This is a genomic window from Rhizobium cauense, from assembly GCF_019511525.1.
GTDB lineage: Bacteria > Pseudomonadota > Alphaproteobacteria > Rhizobiales > Rhizobiaceae > Rhizobium > Rhizobium cauense.
The window spans coordinates 294,240-311,412 of record NZ_JAEUAT010000002.1; the positions used below are offsets into that span (position 1 = coordinate 294,240).

Sequence of the window (17,173 nt, forward strand, 5' to 3'; positions counted from 1 at the left end):
AAGCCGGTGTCGTGCCGATATGCTGATCTACGTGATCCCGGTAAGCGATTGGCGGTAACGGTCTAAACAGCAAGTCTGCATCTCCCTCGCGCGATCGCAGAGAGTGCGCCAATCTCAATAGTAACAAAAAATCCGGCTGCGTCACCGCAGCCGGATTTGTCATTTGTCACCGAAGATCAGTCTCAGAAAAAACCGCGGCGCTGCCACCAGCCAGCTTTCTTCGGCTTGCCGTCGCCTTCAGGTTCCGACGTATCGCTTCTGGTCGATTTAACCGTCGGCTCGGACGAGGAAATATTGGACTCCCGGTTGGCACGAACAGTCTTGGCTTCCTCGACGGTCGGCGCAGCGAGGTCCGCCACTGCGGCTTCGGCTTCAGCTTCGACGGCTGGTGCCGTCTCCGTCGATGCGTCCTCGACAACCGGCTCCTCAACGGGCGATGCCTTTCGGCTACGACGTGCACGCTTCGGCTTGACATCTTCGGTCACGGTAGCCGCGGTCTCTACCGCTGCCATCGCAGACTGAGATTCGACGGCTTCCTCGGCAACGGCCTCGATCACCTCGACTTGAGTGACTTCCGCGTCTGTGCCTTCCGCATCGCTGTCGTCAGCCGTCTCAGATGCAGAAACACCCTCTTCGCCACCTTCCTCACGGTTGCGGCGACCGCCGCGCTTGCCGCGACGGCGACGCTTCCGGCGCTGGGCGTCATCGCCTTCATCGCGGGCTTCCGAAGAGGCAGCAACGTTTTCCTCGCCTTCGCTGGCCTCGTCGTCGCTGCCCGCTTCGTCACCGTCTTCGGCATCCGCAGACAGGGCATCGGTGGCTGCTTGCTCGCCATTGCCATTGCGGCCGCGACGGCGACGGCGACGCTTGCGCTTGCGGCCTTCGCCGTCCTCGGAGCGCTGGGCCGTACGCTCGGTCGCAGCCGGCTTGGCTTCCAGTTCCTCTTCCTCCTCCTCGTCGACTTCGACTACGATATCATCGTCATCGTCATCCGGGATGGCGGCAAAGTTGAACAGGCTTTCGATCTTGATCGGGTTCTCGACGGGCTCTCCGCGATCGATCGCAAAGTGCTGCGAACCGACGGCGCCATCGGCATCGACAATGATCGCCAAGCCGAAGCGGGCTTCGTAGTCGATGATCGTCTGGCGCTTGTGGTTGAGCAGGTAGAGCGCAATATCGGGCGTCGTACGAACGGTGATATTGTGCGTGGTGTTCTTGAGCAGGTACTCCTCAATGCCACGCAGGACATGCAGGGCGACGGAGGACTGCGAACGGACGTGGCCGGTGCCGCCGCAATGCGAGCAGACCTGCGTCGTCGATTCAAGAACGGAAGCACGAATGCGCTGGCGCGACATTTCCAGAAGGCCGAAATGCGAGATACGGCCGACCTGGATACGCGCACGGTCGTTCTTCAGGCATTCCTTCAGCTTCTTTTCGACAGCGCGGTTGTTGCGCTTCTCTTCCATGTCGATGAAGTCGATGACGATCAGACCCGCAAGGTCGCGCAGGCGAAGCTGGCGAGCGATTTCTTCCGCTGCTTCAAGGTTGGTCTGCAGAGCCGTGTCTTCGATCGAGTGCTCGCGCGTCGAGCGACCTGAGTTCACGTCGATCGAAACCAGCGCTTCCGTCTGGTTCATGATCAGGTAGCCGCCGGACTTCAGCGTCACCTGCGGCTGCAGCATCCGGTCAAGCTGCGCCTCGATGCCGGAACGCGAGAAGATAGGATGGATGTCGCGATAGGGCTGAACCACCTTGGCGTGGCTCGGCATCAGCATCTTCATGAAGTCTTTCGCTTCACGGTAGCCTTCCTCACCGGCAACGATGATCTCACCGATATCCTTGTTGTAGAGGTCGCGGATCGAACGCTTGATGAGCGAACCTTCCTCGTAGACGAGGCAGGGGGCGGTCGACTGCAGCGTCAACGTGCGCACGTTTTCCCACAGGCGCATCAGGTATTCGAAATCGCGCTTGACCTCGACCTTGGTACGGTTTGCACCGGCCGTACGCAGGATGACACCCATGCCCTGCGGCACTTCGAGCATGCGTGCGATTTCCTTCAGGCGCTTGCGGTCCTGCGGATTGGTGATCTTGCGGGAGATGCCACCGCCACGAGCCGTATTCGGCATCAGGACCGAGTAGCGACCGGCGAGCGAAAGGTAGGTCGTCAGAGCCGCACCCTTGTTGCCGCGCTCTTCCTTTGCCACCTGCACCAGCAGGATCTGGCGGCGCTTGATGACTTCCTGGATGCGATACTGCTTGCGCGGCTTGCGTTGAACCCGGTCCGGAACCTCTTCCATCGCGTCTTCGGCGCCGACAGATTCGATCACTTCTTCTTCATGGTCGTGATCATCGTCATCGTCGTCATCGCTGCGGCGGCGGGCGTCGACCTCTTCGGAGATCGAGTCCGTTTCGACCATCGCTGCCATTTCGTTGCCGGACGAACCGTCATCGTCACTGTCAGCCGTGACTTCGCTTGTCGCCTCTTCGCTCGCAGGCGCTTCGGCAGCCGGCGCTGCCTTCTTGCGGCTGCGGCGGGGCTTTGCCTTCTTGGCGGGCGCTTCCTCGGCGACTTCTGCAACGGCCTCGACCGTTTCGGTTGCCGCGGCAACATCTCCCTCGGGAGCGGCTTCGGTTGCTGCCGCTTCCGCTGGGGCTACACCAACGTCTGGCTGCTCCTGCGTGGAGAAGTCGACCGGTGCCGTCTCGACGTGTTCCACGTCATCGTCACGGCGGTGCTCTTCGGCTTCTGCACGAAGCAGGGCCTGCCGATCGGCAAGCGGGATCTGATAGTAGTCGGGGTGAATTTCGGCAAAGGCCAGGAAGCCGTGCCGGTTGCCGCCGTAGTCAACGAAGGCGGCCTGCAGCGAGGGTTCGACCCTCGTTACCTTTGCGAGATAGATGTTGCCGCGGATCTGCTTCTTGTGCTGGGACTCGAAGTCAAATTCTTCTATGCGGTTTCCGCGAACGACAACAACGCGCGTCTCTTCCTCGTGAGACGCGTCGATAAGCATCTTGTCTGCCATGTAAGATGTGCTCCTCGGCGCGGCCGAACGTCGGCATCCTCTTGTGTCGATGTGACCGAAGAGGTGCGGCTCGTCGTTGCAGCGCCGGATAATGAAAGTCGCGATTGGTGCGGTGTGGAAGGCAGCAGCCAGACAGCAGCGGGGGAGATGTTCTCCCGGGGCCTGTAGACTTCAGATAAAACCTGCTGCGACACCATCAAAGACCAAGCGAGATCGACAAAACTAAGACCTTGTTCAGGTCCGATGAGTTTGCTCTCTCTGTAAAGAGCGGTTGGTGGCTATCCACCGATGAAGTTCCCGCATACGCCGGAAAATTCAGGATCCAAATTCGAGTGGAAATACATATTACGGCGGACGATTGCCGGTTGTGGCGCCAGGTTCCTCGCGGTTTGGCTGCCTTGCAGGCGACTCTATCCCGTCAGCACTTCTACCCTAAAAATCCTTGTATGTTTTCTCTGTCACAATAGCAAGGGAAAAGCCAAATGTGCCATAATATTGATGGATTTTGAAAGGCATACAAAATCGGGGATAAGGGCGCCGATTCGGCTCCGCAAAGCGTGAATGGCGCAGATGACGGCAAATTCGCGTTTACCGGGAGAACTTGATCGGAATGATATTTAGGGTGTGGCGGTCGATTGTTTAAGAGGGTGCGACCCGCGACGGTGATATCCGGATGGCGGAAGAGAACGGTTGTAACTGCGGCGCTTGTTGCTGCGGCTGCCATGACGTTTTTTATCGTCGCGGACGCTCAGGCAGGCGAATCCGCGAAAGTCGAGCCGTTGCTCGCCTATGGCGCTCGCATCATTGGCGACGACGCCCGCACCCGCATCGTCATCGAGTTTGACCGCGCCCCCGATTTTTCCGTCCATTATCTCGCCAATCCCGAGCGCATCGTTGTCGACCTGCCGGCGACGGCCTTCGGCTTCCCGGCTGGTGATCTCGAGGCGAGGGGGCTTTTCAAGGATATCCGTTACGGCAGGATGGATGAAGACAGCGCCCGTATCGTTCTGACGGCCACGCGGCCGGTGAAGCTGGATGTCGCCAAGGTTCAGGCAGACGAGGGTGGCAAGGGGCAGCGTCTCGTCCTCGATGCAGCAATGACAGAAAATGACAAGTTCGCCGAACTGGTTAAGGCGCAGTCCTGGAATGATCCTTCGTCCCAACAGGCAACGGGGGCGATTCCCGGTCCGGCGAAGCCCGCCGATGGGGATTTCATCATTGCGGTCGATGCCGGTCACGGGGGGATCGACACCGGTGCGGTCGGCGTCGACACCAAGACGCTGGAAAAGGACGTGACGCTCGCCTTCGCAAAGGCGCTCGCCGATCGCCTCAATCGCGAGGCCGGTATCAAGGCGTTTTTGACGCGAAACGACGACTCGTTCCTGTCGCTTTCCCAGCGCGTGGAGATAGCCCGTCAGAACCATGCCGGCCTGTTTATTTCGATGCACGCCGACACCCTGAAGCAGAAGGATATCCGCGGCGCGACGGTCTATACGATTTCCGACAGGGCTTCGGACAAGCTCGCGGCCGATCTGGCTGACCGCGAGAACCTGTCCGATCAGATTGCCGGCAGGGAAACGGTGGCCGAACCGCCGGAGGTCGCTGACATTCTGCTCGATCTGACGCGCCGCGAAACGCAGGCGTTTTCGATTTCGCTTGCGACCAGCGTTCTCGCATCCTTCAAGGATCAGGTCGGGACGATCAACAATCCGCATCGTCATGCCGGCTTTCGCGTCCTCCAGGCGCCGGATGTCCCATCTATCCTGTTGGAACTGGGCTTTCTTTCGAACAGGGAGGATGAAAAGCTGCTGCTTGACGACGCCTGGCGGGGCAAGATGGCGGACCTCTTGACGGAAGCAGTTAAGCACTACCGCACGGCGATGGTCGCAAATGGTGGCTGACTTCAGCCGTGGCGTAGATGTGACACTTGCTCGGGTAACGCAATTGCAATGTGGGAATAGCGCCTCAAGGCCCTATTTTACTCACATTCGCGCCGTTACTCAGCCTTGTGTTTCCATAGATGAAACGGAATCGGCTTGTGGCGAAAACGCTCATGGAGTAAGTCGCCCAACGTGCAAGATACCCCGATCCATGCGATTATTATACTCGCGCCGATCGATGATTGAGATACCGGTAGCTTAAATATGATTAGACTTCTTGGATATTTCTTCGGAGTGGCTTGCGTCCTGTTCCTGGGCGTGGCGGCTGTTGTTGCCGTCTATTTGGCAACCGTGACGAAGGACCTTCCTGACTATGCGGTGCTGAGCAGCTACGAGCCGCCGGTGACGACCCGCGTGCATGCGGGCAACGGGGCCTTGATGGCCGAATATGCCAAGGAGCGCAGACTGTTCCTGCCGATCCAGGCTGTTCCCGATCGCGTCAAGGCTGCCTTTCTCTCTGCTGAAGACAAGAACTTCTATCAGCACCCTGGTATCGACGTTACCGGTTTCGCGCGTGCAGTGGTTGCTTATCTGACCGGCGGACCGACGCAGGGTGGTTCGACGATCACCCAACAGGTCGCCAAGAACTTCCTGCTTTCCAGCGAGCAGACGATGGAGCGCAAGGCAAAGGAAGCGATCCTTTCCTTCCGTATCGAGCAAGCTTACAGCAAGGACAAGATCCTTGAGCTCTACCTGAACGAAATCTTCTTCGGCCTGAACTCTTACGGTATTGCCAGTGCCTCGCTGACCTATTTCAACAAGTCGGTGAACGAACTCACGATCGCCGACGCGGCCTATCTGGCCTCGCTGCCGAAGGGGCCCGCCAACTATCATCCCTTCCGCCATCCCGAGGCGGCTGTCACCCGCCGCAATTGGGTGATCGATCGCATGGTCGAGAATGGCTATGTCAGCCAGTCCGATGGCGCCGAGGCCAAGAAGCAGCCGCTCGGAGTCACCGGGCGCAGCAGCGGCCCATCGCTCTTTGCCTCTGGCTATTTCGCCGAGGCTGTTCGCCGCCAGCTGATCGAGCAGTATGGTGAGAAGATGTTGTACGAAGGCGGCCTTTCCGTCCGTACGTCCTTCGATCCTCAGCTGCAGGTCTTCGCCCGCAAGGCGCTCCAGGATGGCTTGATAAACTATGATGAGCGCCGCGGCTTCCACGGCCCGATCAAGCAGATCGACACGACGACTGATTGGGGCAAGGCGCTGGCCGACATTCCGGCGTTGGCCGACATATCTGAATGGCAACTGGCTGTGGTGTTGGCTGTCTCGGACGAGAGCGTCGATATTGGGCTGCAGCCACAGAAGGAGGCTGGAGGCAAGATCAGCGCCGAGCGCGAGCGCGGCGTGATCGAGGCCAAGAACATGCAGTGGGCGTATCGCTCGGCTGCCGGTCGCAAGACAGCCAAGTCGCCGCAGGGCGTCCTCTCGGTCGGCGATGTCGTCTATGTGGAGCGGCTGGGCGCCGAGAGTTCGAATTCCTACCGGCTTCGCCAGCCGCCAAAGGTCGAGGGCGGTCTGGTTGCCATGGATCCGAAGACTGGTCGCGTGCTTGCGATGGTGGGCGGTTTCTCCTACGCGCAGTCGGAATTCAACCGCGCGACGCAGGCAATGCGCCAGCCGGGATCGTCCTTCAAGCCCTTCGTCTATGCCGCGGCAATGGACAACGGCTACACGCCGGCGTCGGTCGTCAGCGACGATCCGCTGTCGATTCAGACTGGCAATGGCCAGGTCTGGGCACCCGACAACTACGAAGGTGAGGGCGGTGGCGCCAACACGCTCCGCTTCGCCATCGAACACTCGCGCAACCGCATGACGGTCCGTCTTGCGAATGACCTCGGCATGAACGTTGTTGCCGAATACGCCGAGCGCTTTGGTATTTACGATCGTATGATGCCGGTTCTCGCCATGTCGCTCGGTTCCGGCGAAACGACTGTTCTGCGCATGGTCTCGGCCTATTCGGTCATCGCCAACGGCGGCAAGCAGATCAAGCCGACGCTGATCGACCGGATTCAGGACCGTTACGGCCGTACGATCTTCAAGCACGAGGAACGTGTCTGCGAAGGCTGCAATGCCAGCGACTGGCATAATCAGGATGAGCCGAACGTCGTGGACAATCGCGAAACCGTTCTCGATCCGATGACCTCCTATCAGATTACCTCGATGCTGCAGGGCGTTGTCCAGCGCGGCACCGCCGCCGGCAAGGTGAAGCTCGGCGATCGCGACGTTGCCGGCAAAACCGGTACGACGAACGACGAGAAGGATGCTTGGTTCGTTGGCTTTACGCCGGATCTCGTCGCCGGTCTTTATATCGGTTTCGATTCTCCTTCGACGCTCGGCCGTGGCGGCACTGGCGGATCGCTGTCGGCGCCGGTCTTCAATGCGTTCATGCAGGACGCGGTGAAGGACATGCCTGCGTCGAAGTTCGTCATTCCCGCCGGCATGAACCTCATTCCGATCGATCGCAAGACCGGCATGGCTGCCGCGCAGGGCGATCCGAACACGATCATCGAAGCCTTCAAACCCGGCACGGGCCCTGCTGACAGCTTGTCGGTTATCGGCATGGACAGCACGATGGCGCCAGAGGAAATTCTACGAACCTCTCCGCAGGCCAATCAGGCCGTTCAGTCCGGCGCGGGCGGCCTCTACTAGAGCCTTTCCGAACCGTTGTGGCGGCTGCGGCACTTTACATCCGCGGCCGCCACAACTATTTGACGGGCGACTTTCGAAGCAACGCAAAGAAGCAGGAAAATGCGAGCGGAAATCCAGAACGTGGTCGATGAAACCAAGCAGGCTATCACCCTGCTGAGGAGGCATCTTTGACTGGGACCAGGCGGTAAGACGACTGGACTGGTTGAACAACAAGGCAGAGGATCCGAACCTCTGGAACGATGCGCAGGAAGCACAGAAGCTGATGCGCGAACGCCAACAGCTGGATGACGGCATCAATGGCGTAAAGCAGCTCGAGCAAGAGCTGACCGACAATATCGAGCTCATCGAGATGGGCGAGGAAGAGGGCGACGAGAGCGTCGTCAAGGATGCCGAAGACGCCCTCAAGCGACTGAAGGCTGAGGCTGCTCGCCGTCAGGTCGAAGCCATGCTTTCGGGCGAAGCCGACAGCAACGACACCTATCTCGAAGTCCACTCCGGCGCCGGCGGTACGGAAAGCCAGGATTGGGCCAACATGCTGCTGCGCATGTATACGCGCTGGGCCGAGCGTTCGAAGTTCAAGGTTGAGCTTCTCGAAGTCCACGACGGTGAAGAAGCCGGCATCAAGTCTGCCACTCTGCTCGTCAAGGGCCACAATGCCTATGGCTGGCTGAAGACGGAATCAGGCGTTCACCGCCTTGTTCGTATCTCGCCTTACGACAGCAACGCACGCCGGCACACGTCCTTCTCGTCGATTTGGGTCTATCCGGTCGTTGATGACTCGATCAACATCGAGATCAACGAAAGCGATTGCCGCATCGACACCTACCGCTCGTCGGGCGCAGGTGGTCAGCACGTCAATACAACGGACTCGGCCGTCCGCATCACGCACATTCCAACCGGCATCGTGGTCGCCTGCCAGCAGGAGCGCTCGCAGCACAAGAACCGCGCGAAGGCCTGGGACATGCTGCGTGCGCGCATGTACGAGGCGGAACTGAAGAAGCGCGAGGAAGCGGCAAACGCCGAAGCGGCGTCGAAAACCGACATCGGCTGGGGCCACCAGATCCGCTCCTACGTCCTGCAGCCGTATCAGTTGGTGAAGGACCTCCGAACCGGCGTGGCGAGCACCGCTCCTGGCGACGTGCTCGATGGCGAACTCAATGAGTTCATGGAAGCAGCGCTCGCGCACCGCATCAGCGGCAAGCCCGATGCTGTCGTGGACGATGTCGAGTGAACGATTGCCAGTATGAATCGGAAGGCCCCGCGAGGGGCCTTTTTGATTCCGGCGAAACTTCAGTTGGACAGGATGCTGGTGACGGCAGGCCTAGTTGCTAGCCTTCCCAACCGTCACGTCACCAAATTCGTCGATGATGACAGTCCAGGTTTCCGATTCCGCATCCGGGTCGGTCTTTAGGTGTACCATTGCGAAAAGGCCTGGCTCCTTGAGCCTGCCGGATGAGCTTTCGGGCCGTATATCGGTCACGTAAGGCTTCAGATCGTTGAGTTCCTGCAGTTCCACGGTCGAGGCGATGGTCGGTCCCTCGTCGTCCTGGGCGATCCGTTGCAGATAGATTTTCGCTGTACGATCGGCCTGCCGGACTGCAAACAGCTTGTAGTAGCCATGACGAGATTTCGCCGCGGACTGCGCCAGCGCGGAGGTTGAGGATACCGAGGGAGCGCGCTGAACAGCGGGCGCGGTGTCGTCGTCTTCCCAGTAGCCGGTGCTGGTGGCAAATATGATCGAGGCCGGCAGGACCGGGTCCTCCGCCGCCGCGATGTGAGGGGTGAGGGCGGACGCGGCAAAGAAGGCTGCGCACAGAGCCATACGTCGCTCGATCATGCCTCAGTCCTCGAATTGCTCGGCAAGGATCCGATCGGACCACGACCTGTCCGGATCCGAGAGGATACGCGCGGTCGTGTGTTCGGACTGGGCGATGCGAATGTGGAGCACTGATTTCACTTCTGTGTTGTCGGCAACCGCGTTGACGGGCCGCTTCTCGGCTTCAAGAATGTGAATGTCGACTGTCACCTTGTTTGGCAGAAGCGCGCCGCGCCAACGCCGTGGCCGAAACGCACTGACAGGCGTCATCGCCAGCAGCGGGGCGTCAAGCGGCAGGATGGGACCATGGGCGGAAAGGTTATAAGCCGTCGAACCCGCCGGCGTCGCTACCATCAGACCATCGCAGATGAGCTCGTCGAGGCGCACAACGCCATCCACCTCGACCCTTAGTTTGGCGGCCTGGTAGGATTGTCGGAACAATGAGACTTCATTGATGGCAAGTGCTGCCGAATTCGTTCCGTCCGCGTTCGCGGTTGTCATCTGCAATGGATGAAAAGCGTTCTCGACCGCCGCGCAGATGCGATCCTGCAGGTCTTCCGTTCGATAGTCGTTCATGAGGAAGCCGATGGAGCCGCGATTCATACCGTAGACGAGCTTGCCGGTATTCATCGTGCTGTGCAGCGTTTGCAGCATGAAACCGTCACCACCAAGGGCGACTATGACGTCGGCATTCGCAGGAGGTACGTCGCCGTAAATGCGAATCAGCTCTTCCCGCGCCGCCAGCGCCTCGGTCGCCGAAGAGGCAAGGAAGGAAAGCGTCTGAAATGAACGGCCCATGCAATTCCTTTGTCGAATTCAACGAACGCTGACACAGTCGTGGCGTCTAGGCGCCAACAAAAGCCGATTTTGTCAAGTGCGTATAGCGCGCTCGCTGAAGTGAACGGCAAAACAGCGGTAATTGTGCGTTGCCTGGCCGCCGGAGGTCGGGCCTGATCTTGCAAGCGTAGTCGCGCCGACGATGCGACACCAGCTGAGTTCTGTCGAAAGAGGAAGAATGGTGCCCCCGGCAGGGTTCGAACCCGCGACCCCCTGATTACAAATCAGGTGCTCTACCAACTGAGCTACAAGGGCGACGCCTGCCAAGTACCAGATTCTGACGTCCTGTAAAGAAGAAATCGGCACGATCTTCAATTCGTTGGCTCGGTCTTCACGAGGGAGCGTGCCGTCTAAGCGCGCGCACAACTTTCGCGGCTGTTAGTTCTGGGGTTGCCGTATGCTGGCCTGCAGGGCGTCACCACTCGCGACGGCTCCTGATGACGACATGATCGTGATGCTGAGCACCGAGGCAACCATGACAACAATGACAGCAATCATCACCCGCATGTTTCTCTCCTTGAGAATCGTGCGAGGCAAACGCGCGGGGCGACCCTCGGTTCCAGCTGCAGCAGGAGGTCTATTGGGTGGGAGTTGGAATAGGGCGTTCAGGGGCGGGCGCCAAGGGAACGGGTTCGTGCGTTGGCTGCGACTTGTCGATCCAGGCGATGCTGACGATAAGGGCGACGAATAGGCCGACGAAGAGCGTGCCAACAATGAGGGGGCGGATGGCCATACTGGATACGTTCCTCCTGTGTCTGCGGATGAGGATGGACCAGGGCACTCGAGCGTCGCCTGTGATCCATCCCCACCTGATCAGACCTTCAGATGTAACCTTGCCGCATAGAGAGCAATCGCTGCCGCGTTGGAAACGTTGAGCGACTTGATCTCGCCCGGCATGTCGAGCCGTGCAAGTGCGCTGACGGTCTCGCGCGTCTTCTGACGTAGCCCCTTGCCCTCGGAGCCCAGCACCAGCGCCACCTTGTCCCCTGAGAAAGTACCCTCGAGCGGAGCCGGGCCTTCCGAATCAAGACCGATCGTGAAGAAGCCGAGTTTGTGGAGTTCACCAAGCGCGTCGGCGAGATTGGTGATCTGGATATAGGGGATCAGTTCCAGCGCGCCGGAGGCCGATTTCGCGAGTACTCCTGATTCGGTGGGGCTGTGACGCTGGGTGGTGATGACCGCCCCGGCGTTGAAGGCGACGGCCGAACGCATGATGGCGCCGACATTGTGTGGATCGGTCACCTGGTCGAGCACGAGCAGCAGAGGGCTGTCCTTCAGCGCTTCCAGTCGACGGACGGGCAGGGGCCGTGTTTCCAGCATGACGCCTTGGTGGATCGCGTCCGGGCCAAGGATCTTGTCGATGTCGTGCGGAGCGACGATTTCGACCGGAATGCCCAGCGAATCGGCCTCGATCTCGAGGCGGGCAAGCGCGTTCTGCGTCACCGACAGCTTGACGTTCTTGCGCTCCCTGTTGTCGAGGGCCGCACGAACCGTGTGCAAGCCGTAGAGGTAGACCTGTTCGGGTGCGAGTGTGGGAGGCTTCCAGTCCTCGGCGCCGCGTCGGCGCTTCTGCGGTGGTGGCGTCGGAATCTCGCCACGTTCGCGCTTGCTGTCGCGATGCGCGCGGCGCAGGGTTGCGTAATGCGTATCCTTGGCGGACTTGTCGCTGGTGGGCTTGCCACCGGATTTGTTGTCTTTGCTCATGCGGCTTTATAGCGAGGGTGCTTCCTCACGCATAGGATTTCTTTCAGGAGCCCGGCTTTCCACGGTCGATGAAATTTTTCACATTTTTTCCATCGTCATCGTGTTGACATGCGGAAATCGTCCGGTCATATACGCGGCGCAGACCGAGGGGCGGCAACGCTTCGAAGGTCTCGAGCTTGGTCTCACGATCCGGACGAAAGACTGGAGAGATGCCCGAGTGGTTAAAGGGGACGGACTGTAAATCCGTTGGCTCAGCCTACGTTGGTTCAAATCCAACTCTCTCCACCATTCGTCATCGGATCGGATACCACCCCGCGGGTATAGCTCAATGGTAGAGCAGCAGCCTTCCAAGCTGAATACGCGGGTTCGATTCCCGCTACCCGCTCCAACTTTCCAGAAATTTTGATGATCGTCTTGCGTGACGTGCTTTGTTGAGGGTTCAATTAACCCCACAAAAGCACAAAAGGCGAGGCCAGCGCGATGATGCCGGCGATTGTCCATCGCCGCTGTCCATAGACGCTGAGGTCGTCTCTCGACAGCCATGTTCGAACGGCAATGAAGCCGATGGCGATGAGGGCACTGTAGATTACGGCGCGCAGCAGGATCGACCAGCCACCTCCGAAGAGGCCAATCGCAATGCCAAAGCCGGTGAGGGCACCCAGAATGCCGTATCCGACGTCGAACATCAGCGTCGTCGTGGCCGAAAGCGGCGTTAGCATCTTCGGGAAAGCGATCGCGAACGCGGCGGTCAGCAGCCAGATCGCGACGATCGCCTGAAGCGTCGAGGAACTGACGATCGATGTCGCCAGCGCGGGAAGGCGCTCGGGCGAAGAGAGGCGCACTATCTGTGCGACCCAGTCGATCGAGGCGGCAAGAATCCACAATATGAATGCGCAGGCGGCAAAGATGAGAAAGTTGCCTGCAGAGCGTTTTGCAATTTCCTTCGGTTCCATTGCTTCATCTCCAAGTGCTTCCGTGTGAGAGCAACAAACGAAGTAGTATCATATCCTTGGCCTGTCGTGCGCCCGTTGGTCGCGAATATATCGTTGCTGCCATCTACGGTCGATATTGCCGATCGGGCACTTCCTTCCCATATGCGCCCGCAGGCAAGGAATACCGTCCGCAATTAGGTCTTGCGCAATTTCCCCGAAAGCCTTAAACGGCGGCACTAAACCGGTTCGCCGGGGTCATCCATTTCGTTCACAGGAAGCATTCAAATGGCAAAGAGTAAGTTTGAGCGCAACAAGCCGCACGTTAACATCGGCACGATCGGCCACGTTGACCACGGCAAGACGTCTCTGACGGCAGCGATCACGAAGTACTTCGGCGAGTTCAAGGCGTACGATCAGATCGACGCTGCGCCGGAAGAAAAGGCCCGCGGCATCACCATCTCGACGGCACACGTCGAGTATGAGACCCCGAACCGCCACTATGCCCACGTTGACTGCCCCGGCCACGCCGACTACGTCAAGAACATGATCACCGGTGCCGCACAGATGGACGGCGCGATCCTGGTTTGCTCTGCCGCTGACGGCCCGATGCCGCAGACCCGCGAGCACATCCTGCTCGCTCGCCAGGTTGGCGTTCCTGCCATCGTCGTGTTCCTCAACAAGGTTGACCAGGTTGACGACGCCGAGCTTCTCGAGCTCGTCGAGCTGGAAGTTCGCGAACTTCTGTCGTCCTACGACTTCCCGGGCGACGACATTCCGGTCATCAAGGGCTCGGCTCTTGCTGCTCTGGAAGACTCTGACAAGAAGATCGGCGAAGACGCGATCCGCGAGCTGATGGCTGCTGTTGACGCCTACATCCCGACGCCTGAGCGTCCGATCGACCAGCCGTTCCTGATGCCGATCGAAGACGTGTTCTCGATCTCGGGCCGTGGTACGGTTGTGACCGGCCGCGTCGAGCGTGGTATCGTCAAGGTTGGCGAAGAAGTCGAAATCGTCGGCATCCGCCCGACTTCGAAGACGACGGTTACCGGCGTTGAAATGTTCCGCAAGCTGCTCGACCAGGGCCAGGCTGGCGACAACATCGGCGCTCTCGTTCGCGGTGTTAACCGTGACGGCGTCGAGCGTGGTCAGATCCTGTGCAAGCCGGGCTCTGTCAAGCCGCACAAGAAGTTCAAGGCCGAAGCCTACATCCTGACGAAGGAAGAAGGCGGCCGTCATACGCCGTTCTTCACGAACTACCGTCCGCAGTTCTACTTCCGCACGACGGACGTTACGGGCATCGTCACCCTGCCGGAAGGCACGGAAATGGTCATGCCTGGCGACAACGTCACGGTTGACGTCGAGCTGATCGTTCCGATCGCGATGGAAGAAAAGCTGCGCTTCGCTATCCGCGAAGGCGGCCGTACCGTCGGCGCAGGCATCGTCGCCTCAATCGTCGAGTAATCTTCGGATTATCCGGATTTAAGAAGCCCCGCTGGAAACAGCGGGGCTTTTCTTTGCGCACTTTTGATGCTGTGTCGCCGAGCGGTGACAGCGCTGTGTTCTTGGTGGACTTGCGCTTGGTTGCAAAGCCTTTATCTATCGCTCCGGTTTCATATGCGGAGGACATCATGAAAAAGCGTATTCTCTTCACGGGCGGTTCGGGCAAAGCAGGACGCCATACGGTGCCGTGGCTGGTCAACGCCGGCTACGAGGTTCACAACGTTGATCTGGTGCCCCTTGATAGCCCAGGTGTGACGAACCTGATCGCCGATATCACTGACAGCGGTCAGATCTTCAATGCGCTTTCGATGCACAGGGACTTTCCCGATCTCGATGCGGGCAGAGGCGTCCAGCCCTTTGATGCCGTTGTGCATTTTGCCGCCATCCCGCGCATTCTTATCAAGCCTGACAACGAGACCTTCCGCATCAACACGATGGGCACCTACAACGTCATAGAGGCGGCCGTGAAGCTCGGCATCCGCAAGATCATCGTCGCCTCCAGTGAGACGACATACGGTGTCTGCTTCGCGGAAGGTCATCGTGACTTCCATCACTTTCCGCTGGAAGAGGACTACGACGTCAACCCAATGGATTCCTACGGTCTCTCCAAGGTCGTGAACGAGAAGACGGCGCGCGCCTTTGCAGAGCGGTCAGGTTTCGACATTTACGCGCTGCGCATCGGCAACGTCATCGAGCCGCACGAATACGAGAGGTTCCCGACCTACTTCGCCAATCCTGAAATGCGCAAGCGAATCGCGTGGAGCTATATCGATGCCCGCGACCTGGGGCAGATCTGCCATCTCTGCATCGAGAAGGATGGCTTGGGGTACCAGGTTTTCAACGCGGCGAACAATACCGTGTCAGCCAATACGCCTTCGAGGGAACTTGCCAAGCGATTCTATCCGGATGTGCCGTTCACGCGCGAAATCGGGGAGTACGAGGGACTTCTTTCCAATCGGAAGATCCGCGAAGTCCTCGGTTTCAGGGAGGAACATGACTGGCGCAAATACGTAAACGTCTGATCCTGCGCCTCGGTGGCGATGCAGGATTGGAAAAATAGAAAAACGCACTTGCCAATCCTGCGCTGCCGCCTTAAAGGAGCGCCATGCTTGCAATCACGCTTCGTGGCCGATCGGTCAAGAAGCTGAATGTAAAGCGTAAAGGGGTATAGCTCAGTTGGTAGAGCGGCGGTCTCCAAAACCGCAGGTCGTGGGTTCGAGCCCCTCTGCCCCTGCCATCTTTCTTGAACGAGCGGCGCGGATATCTCGCAGCGGTTCGGGCGGAAGGGCTAATTTCGTTAAACTTCGGTTTCCCTCTTGTGAAATTGGGAATCGGTGTTTATGTAGGGTTCAACAGACACGCGGTGCGTGGGGCTGATATGTTCAGCTTTACGCGCCGTAATTGCGTGGGCAGTCGATGGCATCCAAATCCAATCCGTTTGCGTTTCTACAGCAGGTTCGCTCCGAGACGTCGAAAGTTACCTGGCCGTCGCGCCGCGAGACGATGATCTCGACGGTCATGGTGCTTGTAATGGTGATCTTTGCCGCGCTGTTCTTTTTTGCCGCTGACCAGCTCATTGGCTGGCTTCTGAGCTACGTGCTCAACGTCGGCAATTGATCGGGTGGAGTGGTAACATGGCGGCACGTTGGTACATCGTCCACGCGTATTCGAATTTTGAGAAGAAGGTCGCGGAAGACATCGAGAATAAGGCTCGCCAGAAGGGCCTCGAGCATTTGTTCGAAAAGATTCTCGTTCCGACCGAAAAGGTGGTTGAGGTGCGTCGCGGCCGCAAGGTCGATTCCGAGCGCAAGTTCTTCCCGGGCTACGTTCTCGTTCGTGCAAACCTGACGGACGAAGCCTACCACCTGATCAAGAACACGCCGAAGGTCACTGGCTTTCTCGGCTCCGACAACAAGCCCGTTCCGATTCCGGACCATGAGGCCGAGCGTATCCTCGGTCAGGTTCAGGAAGGTGTCGAGCGGCCGAAGGCTTCCGTTACCTTCGAGATCGGCGAGCAGGTCCGTGTTTCCGATGGTCCGTTCGCTTCGTTCAACGGCACGGTTCAGGATGTGGACGAAGAGCGTTCGCGACTGAAGGTTGAGGTGTCGATCTTTGGCCGCGCTACGCCGGTCGAACTGGAATACGCTCAGGTCGAGAAGGTCTGAGTCTGGAAGTAAGTCGGTGTTGACTTGCTTCCTTGCGGCGAAAGCCGCGAACCGCGTGGAAGGTGAGGGGCCTTAGCCGGGCCCGGGATCCGAACCACGCAACCGCAGCCGCCGGAGTGATCCGGCATCTTGGTCGGGTAACCGGCCATCAATGAAAGGCAGAGAGATATGGCTAAGAAAGTTGCAGGCCAGCTCAAGCTTCAGGTCAAGGCAGGATCGGCGAACCCGTCCCCGCCAATCGGCCCGGCGCTTGGTCAGCGTGGCATTAACATCATGGAATTCTGCAAGGCGTTCAACGCCGCTACGCAGGAAATGGAAAAGGGTATGCCGATCCCGGTCGTCATCACCTACTACCAGGACAAGTCCTTCACCTTCGCCATGAAGCAGCCGCCGGTTAGCTACTGGCTGAAGAAGGAAGCGAAGATCACTTCCGGTTCGAAGACGCCTGGCAAGGGTGCCGTCGCCGGCAAGCTCACCAAGGCTCAGATCAAGACGATCGCAGAAGCCAAGATGAAGGATCTGAACGCAGCGGATATCGAAGGTGCAATGGCGATGATCGAGGGCTCTGCCCGCGCCATGGGCCTGGAAGTGGTAGGATAAGACC

General features: G+C 59.1%; 15 protein-coding genes and 4 tRNA genes. 11 read left to right on the plus strand and 8 right to left on the minus strand.

What is annotated here, in order from left to right:
* Positions 1–182: 182 nt before the first annotated feature.
* Positions 183–3,023: an Rne/Rng family ribonuclease gene (locus JNB88_RS04590; protein ID WP_220354469.1), complete on the minus strand. Its 2,841-nt coding sequence runs from the start codon at positions 3,021–3,023 to the stop codon at positions 183–185.
* Between the two features lie 635 nt (positions 3,024–3,658).
* On the opposite strand from JNB88_RS04590, the gene JNB88_RS04595 reads away from it, so the two are divergent.
* The 3 genes from JNB88_RS04595 (at position 3,659) to prfB (ending at position 8,846) form a co-directional block, all read left to right on the plus strand.
* The gene (locus tag JNB88_RS04595; RefSeq protein ID WP_420832163.1) at positions 3,659–4,924 is read left to right on the plus strand and encodes an N-acetylmuramoyl-L-alanine amidase; all 1,266 of its coding nucleotides are present in this window, start codon (positions 3,659–3,661) and stop codon (positions 4,922–4,924) included.
* A gap of 243 nt (positions 4,925–5,167) precedes the next feature.
* Complete coding sequence (locus JNB88_RS04600; protein ID WP_037134762.1) at positions 5,168–7,615, plus strand: penicillin-binding protein 1A; 2,448 nt, start codon at positions 5,168–5,170, stop codon at positions 7,613–7,615.
* Positions 7,616–7,714: 99 nt separating this feature from the next.
* Positions 7,715–8,846 (plus strand): peptide chain release factor 2 gene (prfB, locus tag JNB88_RS04605; RefSeq protein WP_220354471.1). Its coding sequence is split into 2 segments (ribosomal slippage): positions 7,715–7,783 and positions 7,785–8,846, totalling 1,131 coding nucleotides; the frame shifts between segments, so codons are not numbered across the junction.
* 90 nt (positions 8,847–8,936) lie between these two features.
* Here the strand turns inward: prfB and JNB88_RS04610 are convergent.
* The 6 genes from JNB88_RS04610 to rlmB form a co-directional block, all read right to left on the minus strand.
* A complete protein-coding gene (locus JNB88_RS04610) occupies positions 8,937–9,452 on the minus strand; it encodes a hypothetical protein (RefSeq protein WP_220354472.1) in 516 nt (171 codons plus the stop codon).
* Positions 9,453–9,455: 3 nt separating this feature from the next.
* Positions 9,456–10,229, minus strand: coding sequence for an NAD kinase (locus JNB88_RS04615; RefSeq protein WP_220354473.1), 774 nt, complete (start codon positions 10,227–10,229; stop codon positions 9,456–9,458).
* 218 nt (positions 10,230–10,447) lie between these two features.
* A tRNA-Thr gene (locus JNB88_RS04620) sits at positions 10,448–10,523 on the minus strand.
* A 123-nt stretch (positions 10,524–10,646) separates the two neighbouring features.
* Complete coding sequence (locus JNB88_RS34105) at positions 10,647–10,775, minus strand: hypothetical protein (protein WP_262928062.1); 129 nt, start codon at positions 10,773–10,775, stop codon at positions 10,647–10,649.
* A 70-nt stretch (positions 10,776–10,845) separates the two neighbouring features.
* Positions 10,846–11,001 (minus strand): hypothetical protein, encoded by a 156-nt coding sequence (locus JNB88_RS04625; protein WP_220354474.1) that lies wholly within the window; start codon positions 10,999–11,001, stop codon positions 10,846–10,848.
* A gap of 80 nt (positions 11,002–11,081) precedes the next feature.
* Complete coding sequence (gene rlmB / locus JNB88_RS04630) at positions 11,082–11,972, minus strand: 23S rRNA (guanosine(2251)-2'-O)-methyltransferase RlmB (protein ID WP_037134774.1); 891 nt, start codon at positions 11,970–11,972, stop codon at positions 11,082–11,084.
* Positions 11,973–12,175: 203 nt separating this feature from the next.
* Here rlmB and JNB88_RS04635 point away from each other — a divergent pair.
* Both JNB88_RS04635 and JNB88_RS04640 read left to right on the plus strand, forming a co-directional pair.
* Positions 12,176–12,260 (plus strand) — tRNA-Tyr (locus JNB88_RS04635).
* A 26-nt stretch (positions 12,261–12,286) separates the two neighbouring features.
* Positions 12,287–12,360: transfer RNA gene (locus JNB88_RS04640), tRNA-Gly, on the plus strand.
* Positions 12,361–12,415: 55 nt separating this feature from the next.
* Here JNB88_RS04640 and JNB88_RS04645 read toward each other — a convergent pair.
* Entirely contained in the window at positions 12,416–12,925 is a 510-nt protein-coding gene (locus tag JNB88_RS04645) for a hypothetical protein (RefSeq protein ID WP_220354475.1), read from the minus strand.
* A gap of 264 nt (positions 12,926–13,189) precedes the next feature.
* Here JNB88_RS04645 and tuf point away from each other — a divergent pair, with 264 nt between their 5' ends.
* The 6 genes from tuf to rplK all read left to right on the plus strand — a co-directional run bounded on the left by tuf (position 13,190) and on the right by rplK (position 17,169).
* On the plus strand, positions 13,190–14,365 hold the full coding sequence (gene tuf, locus JNB88_RS04650; RefSeq protein WP_018857113.1) for an elongation factor Tu: 1,176 nt from the start codon (positions 13,190–13,192) through the stop codon (positions 14,363–14,365).
* A 167-nt stretch (positions 14,366–14,532) separates the two neighbouring features.
* Positions 14,533–15,426 carry an NAD-dependent epimerase/dehydratase family protein gene (locus JNB88_RS04655; protein ID WP_220354476.1) on the plus strand — a complete coding sequence of 298 codons (894 nt, stop codon included), beginning with the start codon at positions 14,533–14,535 and terminating at the stop codon, positions 15,424–15,426.
* A 139-nt stretch (positions 15,427–15,565) separates the two neighbouring features.
* A tRNA-Trp gene (locus JNB88_RS04660) sits at positions 15,566–15,641 on the plus strand.
* Positions 15,642–15,820: 179 nt separating this feature from the next.
* On the plus strand, positions 15,821–16,021 hold the full coding sequence (gene secE, locus JNB88_RS04665; protein WP_037138704.1) for a preprotein translocase subunit SecE: 201 nt from the start codon (positions 15,821–15,823) through the stop codon (positions 16,019–16,021).
* A gap of 17 nt (positions 16,022–16,038) precedes the next feature.
* Positions 16,039–16,569, plus strand: a complete 531-nt coding sequence (gene nusG, locus JNB88_RS04670) for a transcription termination/antitermination protein NusG (protein ID WP_007531590.1) — start codon at positions 16,039–16,041, stop codon at positions 16,567–16,569.
* Positions 16,570–16,737: 168 nt separating this feature from the next.
* On the plus strand, positions 16,738–17,169 hold the full coding sequence (gene rplK / locus JNB88_RS04675) for a 50S ribosomal protein L11 (protein WP_113363767.1): 432 nt from the start codon (positions 16,738–16,740) through the stop codon (positions 17,167–17,169).
* Positions 17,170–17,173 lie beyond the last annotated feature (4 nt).

Excerpts from the sequence above, each read along its gene's own strand:
- JNB88_RS04590 (WP_220354469.1), bottom strand. The coding sequence starts at position 3,023 with ATGGCAGACAAGATGCTTATCGACGCGTCTCACGAGGAAGAGACGCGC.
- JNB88_RS04600 (WP_037134762.1), top strand. The coding sequence starts at position 5,168 with ATGATTAGACTTCTTGGATATTTCTTCGGAGTGGCTTGCGTCCTGTTC.
- JNB88_RS04610 (WP_220354472.1), bottom strand. The coding sequence starts at position 9,452 with ATGATCGAGCGACGTATGGCTCTGTGCGCAGCCTTCTTTGCCGCGTCC.
- JNB88_RS04615 (WP_220354473.1), bottom strand. The coding sequence starts at position 10,229 with ATGGGCCGTTCATTTCAGACGCTTTCCTTCCTTGCCTCTTCGGCGACC.
- JNB88_RS34105 (WP_262928062.1), bottom strand. The coding sequence starts at position 10,775 with ATGCGGGTGATGATTGCTGTCATTGTTGTCATGGTTGCCTCGGTGCTC.
- JNB88_RS04625 (WP_220354474.1), bottom strand. The coding sequence starts at position 11,001 with ATGGCCATCCGCCCCCTCATTGTTGGCACGCTCTTCGTCGGCCTATTC.
- rlmB (WP_037134774.1), bottom strand. The coding sequence starts at position 11,972 with ATGAGCAAAGACAACAAATCCGGTGGCAAGCCCACCAGCGACAAGTCC.
- JNB88_RS04645 (WP_220354475.1), bottom strand. The coding sequence starts at position 12,925 with ATGGAACCGAAGGAAATTGCAAAACGCTCTGCAGGCAACTTTCTCATC.
- tuf (WP_018857113.1), top strand. The coding sequence starts at position 13,190 with ATGGCAAAGAGTAAGTTTGAGCGCAACAAGCCGCACGTTAACATCGGC.
- JNB88_RS04655 (WP_220354476.1), top strand. The coding sequence starts at position 14,533 with ATGAAAAAGCGTATTCTCTTCACGGGCGGTTCGGGCAAAGCAGGACGC.
- secE (WP_037138704.1), top strand. The coding sequence starts at position 15,821 with ATGGCATCCAAATCCAATCCGTTTGCGTTTCTACAGCAGGTTCGCTCC.
- nusG (WP_007531590.1), top strand. The coding sequence starts at position 16,039 with ATGGCGGCACGTTGGTACATCGTCCACGCGTATTCGAATTTTGAGAAG.
- rplK (WP_113363767.1), top strand. The coding sequence starts at position 16,738 with ATGGCTAAGAAAGTTGCAGGCCAGCTCAAGCTTCAGGTCAAGGCAGGA.